The sequence below is a fragment of the Variovorax sp. P4_D9 genome, from assembly GCF_056401695.1.
Window position 1 is genome coordinate 1 of record NZ_JBFUIU010001237.1, and the last position, 1,957, is coordinate 1,957.

2 protein-coding genes are annotated in these 1,957 nt (G+C 65.9%); one reads left to right on the plus strand and one right to left on the minus strand.

Annotated elements, in window-relative coordinates:
- Positions 1-530 (minus strand): NAD(P)-dependent oxidoreductase (locus AC1DY5_RS53430; RefSeq protein WP_478122319.1); only part of this gene is annotated, 530 nt, incomplete at its 3' end.
- A gap of 83 nt (positions 531-613) precedes the next feature.
- Here AC1DY5_RS53430 and AC1DY5_RS53435 point away from each other — a divergent pair.
- A complete protein-coding gene (locus tag AC1DY5_RS53435) occupies positions 614-1,777 on the plus strand; it encodes a citrate synthase (protein WP_478122320.1) in 1,164 nt (387 codons plus the stop codon).
- The last annotated feature ends 180 nt before the right edge of the window (positions 1,778-1,957 follow it).

Sequence of the window (1,957 nt, forward strand, 5' to 3'; positions counted from 1 at the left end):
GTATAGCCGATCGGGCAGCCAAAGGCCGCTGCCCGAGCCGCGACCGCGCGGCCCACCCGCCCCATGCCGACGATGCCGACGCGCATGCCGCTGAACCGGCGCGCCAGCGGGATGGCGCTGGGCTGGGGGAAGCATTCCCACTGGCCCTCGCGCACGAAGCGGTCGCCGGCACACAGGTTTCGGCATGCGGCGAGCAGCAAGCCGATGGCCAGATCGGCCACGTCTTCGGTCAGCGCGCCAAGTGTCGCGGTGACGGGCAGGCCACGTTCCCGGCAGTACGCCAGATCGACGGCGTCGGTGCCGACGCCGTTGACTGCCACGACCCTCAAGCCAGGCAGCTGTTCCAGCATGGCCCGCGAGATGCCGGTGTGCCCGCCGGTGATGACGGCGTCGATGGATGCGCCATGTTCACGCAGCCAGGCCTCTTGGTCGCCGGTCTCGAAGAATTTGTGGACGGTGTAGAGCGATGCGAGCTCTTCGTTGATCGCTGGGATCAGGATCGGATTGAGTTGCAGGACCTGGGGCTTCATGCCTGCATGCTAGTTAACGATTGATCATGGCGTCAATATTGATGTATAAAATCAATATAAATACTTTCTTCCCTCCTTTGATCATGGCTTCCTGGATTTCGATGAGCGAGGCATGCGACCTTCTCGGCGTGCAACCGCAAACGGTCTACGCCTACGTGAGCCGCGGCAAGCTCGAAGTCATGCCGGATCCGGCTGACACACGCCGCAGCCTCTACCGCGCCGAAGACGTCGCCGGCCTGGCCAAGCGCAAGCAGGCAGGCCGCAAACACGAGACGCTGGCCGCCAATACGCTGTTCGGCTCGGAGCCCAGCATTCCGACCGCCCTCTGCGCCTTCGTTCGCGGACGTCCGTACTACCGGGGCCAGGATGCTGTGCGCCTCGCCGCATCAGCCACCCTGGAAGATGTGGCTCGGCTGTTGTGGGGCGCCGAGCAAGCCGTCGACTTCTCGTGCGCGACGCCGACGCGCTCGGGCCAACCGGGACGCGCAGCGGCCTTCACCGCCCTCGCCGGCCTGGCCGCGTCAGGGCATTCCACGCGTGGACGCCTGACGCGGGTGCTGCACAGCGAGGGCCAGAGCCTGGTGGGTCAGTTGGCCAATGCGTTCGGCGCCCAGCCAGGGAAGCAAGCGCTGCACCGGCGCTTTGCACAAGGGTGGAAACAAACGCCCCAGGTGGCTGAGTTGCTGCGGACAGCCATGGTCTTGCTGGTCGACCACGAACTGACCAGTTCAGCGTTCGTGGCACGCATTGCGGCGTCGACAGGCGCCTCGTTGCCGGCCTGCCTGCTGGCCGGATTGACCACGCTCTCGGGCCCCTTGCATGGCGATGCCTCTGGCCGCGTCCAGGCGCTGTTCAGCGAAGTGGAGCGACTAGGCGAGGAGCAGGTGGTGGCCCACTACCTGTCGACCGGTTTGCCATTGGCAGGATTCGGTCACCACCTCTATCCCGACGGCGATCCGCGCGCGGCCGCCTTGCTGGCCTTGTTCGAGCCTCCGGAGGCGATCGCGCGCTTCATCCAGAAGGTGACGAAGCTGACCGGATTGCAGCCCAACATCGACGTCGCCCTGGCCGCCCTGGTGGCGCACCACCGACTGCCCGCCGATGCGGCCTTCGGCCTGTTCGCAACGGCGCGCAGCGTCGGGCTGTTGGCGCACAGCCTGGAGCAACTCGGCGTGGCGCAAGTGATCCGCCCGCGCGGGCGCTATGTGGGGCCGATGCCGGACATGGCTCAGGGCATGCGGGCCTGAGCGAAGTGGGCGGCAACCTTATTCGCGACGCCCGCTATTCAGCTCCTGGCGGTCACGAAATGCCTCTGACACGCGCGATGAAGGCCCCTTTCATTCGGTTGACTCGTTTTCGGTGCACAGAGTGAGCGTTCGAAGTGATGGGGTCAGTGCCCGCTGACATCCGACGGCAGGACAGAGAAG

Excerpts from the sequence above, each read along its gene's own strand:
- AC1DY5_RS53435 (WP_478122320.1), top strand. The coding sequence starts at position 614 with ATGGCTTCCTGGATTTCGATGAGCGAGGCATGCGACCTTCTCGGCGTG.